Here is a 1936-nt window from a genome sequence, read left to right on the forward strand (position 1 = left end):
TGGTCTTCTGTAAAGAAAGTAGACAAATTAATTCACAACTTTTTTTCTTCCACTACCGCGCTGCCGCTTGCTGGGATGGTGAAAACAGGATAGGTCACAACCAGACCTATCCTATTTCCACCATCTCTGATTTTCTCACCCTGCAGCCAAAAGACGACTTTTATTGTACGCTTGTTCAAAGTCTACTGGACTCAGATAATCCAATGTAGAATGCCTTCTTCTCGTATTATAGAATTGATCAATATAATGACGAACAGCTTTGACTGCTTCCTCTCGTGTCTCCCATTTATATCTGTAGATCAACTCTTTCTTGATTGTCGCATGGAATGACTCGATACATGCATTATCATAAGGATCCCCTTTGCGGCTCATACTTCCCTTCATTTCTCTGCCAGTCAATAACTCGGTATATTCCTTAGCACAATATTGGGACCCGCGGTCCGAGTGATGGATGAGTCCTTTGCCCGGGTTCCTTATCATAATTGCCTGTTGGAGAGCTTCGAAGGGCAATTCTTTTTTCATATGGTCTCTAATACTCCAGCCAATAATTTTTCGTGAAAAAAGGTCCATTACGCTCGCTAAATATAACCACCCTTGTACAGTCCAGATATAGGTTATATCTGTGACCCAGACGGTATTAGGTTCATCCACTAAGAATTTGCGTTCAAGCAGATTTGGATAGATAGGATGTTGGTGATTTGAATCTGTCGTCACCACGTAAGGGGTCTCTGACGTCGCACGGAGTCCCATCTCTTTCATTCGTTTCCCTATTGTCCGCTCACACAACTGAACGCCTTGCGCTTCCAAATCTTTTGCGATTCGCGGGCTGCCATAAGTTCCATGACTTTCAATGAAACTGGTACGGATCAGTTGGTTGATTTCTTCTTTTTCCTCCTGAATTTTGTTCCGTTTCTCTTTTTCTCTCAACCATTTGTAATAACCACTAGTTGAAACCTTTAAAACTTCAGACATCTTCACCACGCGAAACTCCGTTTGATGTTCCTCCATAAACGCAAATATCACGTGTGGCCTTTGGCGAAGACATGCATGGCCTTTTTTAATATTTCATTTTCCTCTTTCAGTTCTTTTTCGTTCTTCTCTAGCTCTGCTATGCGTCTTTTCAGTTCTGTAGAAGAGATGAGCTGTTCATTATTTGAAAGCTCCTGCTTCTTGTTGTAGGCCCTTACCCAGGCACGAATTCTTTGCGGCTTGATCCCATGTTCATATCCTAATTCGGTTGCCTTTCTTCCATCTTCGACTACCAATTTCACCAGATAATCACGCATTTCTCTACTTGTCCTTGTCATAATAAACACGCTCCCTTTATTTTCTATAAGTATGAAGGTCGTGTTTTAACATGTCTACTTTTTATACTATCTCTAGAAGTGTTGCGGGAAACCACAAAAGTGTTGCGCTTTTTGCTCGAAGTGTTGCGCTTACCACTTAAAGTGTTGCAGTTGCAGAAACTACTTTGCAACCTAATTTTAGTATGCGTCAGTTTGAATATGAATATGTTATATTCGTCAATTGAGCAAAATAAAAAGCACCTCGAGCTACTGAAGTACTTTAGAAAATACGTGATTAATCATGTAATAGTTTGATTGTTTGCGTAAAATCTTTATTTTGGATAACATAACTATCACTTGTTTTTTCGCTGAAAACTATTACATTTTCATCGAGAAATACGTACACTTTTTGCGAGTAATTTGATTTAGGAGCAATTATATAATCTGCATCGAGGACGGGATATCTTTCGTCTGATTTAATTAGCTTTAGATCCTCGAATAACCTCACTAAATCCTTCTGTTTATCATCTGAAATTTGAATGGGTATTATTTTTTCGTCTTTTATCTTTTGAACGGATATTGCTGCCTCTTTACTAAAGTGATTTTCTTCTAAAACGTCTCCTACTGTAAGTTCATTGGATAAATAATTG

At 39.0% G+C, this 1936-nt stretch carries 3 protein-coding genes; all 3 read right to left on the bottom strand.

Annotated elements, in window-relative coordinates; translation table 11 throughout:
• Window positions 1-135: 135 nt before the first annotated feature.
• Window positions 136-1008: an IS3 family transposase gene (locus tag AC06OU_RS01655; protein WP_475853558.1), complete on the bottom strand. Its 873-nt coding sequence runs from the start codon at window positions 1006-1008 to the stop codon at window positions 136-138.
• A gap of 11 nt (window positions 1009-1019) precedes the next feature.
• Entirely contained in the window at window positions 1020-1307 is a 288-nt protein-coding gene (locus AC06OU_RS01660; RefSeq protein WP_475853556.1) for a transposase, read from the bottom strand.
• Between the two features lie 274 nt (window positions 1308-1581).
• Window positions 1582-1936: hypothetical protein (locus AC06OU_RS01665; protein ID WP_475853557.1), on the bottom strand; the 355-nt coding region annotated here is incomplete at its 5' end.

The sequence above is a fragment of the Psychrobacillus sp. genome (assembly GCF_056205495.1).

Excerpts from the sequence above, each read along its gene's own strand:
- AC06OU_RS01655 (WP_475853558.1), bottom strand. The coding sequence starts at position 1,008 with ATGGAGGAACATCAAACGGAGTTTCGCGTGGTGAAGATGTCTGAAGTT.
- AC06OU_RS01660 (WP_475853556.1), bottom strand. The coding sequence starts at position 1,307 with ATGACAAGGACAAGTAGAGAAATGCGTGATTATCTGGTGAAATTGGTA.